This is a genomic window from Alteromonas sp. ABH4_457 (genome assembly GCF_056160625.1).
This window is the reverse complement of the sequence record NZ_JBSWXN010000023.1, coordinates 1-442: the sequence shown is the minus strand read 5'-3', so window position 1 is coordinate 442 and position 442 is coordinate 1. Positions and strand designations below refer to the sequence as shown.

General features: G+C 55.2%; 1 protein-coding gene. It reads left to right on the top strand.

Annotated features, from left to right (window positions below):
* The coding region (locus tag ACXAGR_RS23780) for an Ig-like domain-containing protein (RefSeq protein WP_474852922.1) at window positions 1-442 on the top strand (442 nt) is incomplete at both ends.

Below are 442 nucleotides of genomic sequence, written 5' to 3'. Positions count from 1 at the left end.
AGCTTCAACGCGACAGTTCTCGGCGACGGTACCTGGTCCGCCAACGTGCCCATGGCAATTTCAGAAGGCTTACTGGATGTGAACGTGTCGGTGCTGGATGCCGCGGGCAATCTGGCCACGGTGAATACCTCCGGCCTCATCGACCTGACGCTGCCAGTGCTGAACATCAACCCGATCACCGATCTGGCCAGCGATACACCGTTGATTTCCGGTACCTCTGACGAAATCGGCGGTATCGTAACCATCGATATCACGGACGGTAACGGTGATACGCAAAGCTTCAACGCAACAGTACTGGGCGATGGTACCTGGTCGGCCAATGTACCCATGGCAATTTCAGAAGGCTTGCTGGATGTGAACGTGTCGGTACTGGATGATGCCGGCAATCTGGCAACTGTCAGCACCTCAGGATTAATTGACCTGACACTGCCAGTGCTGAACA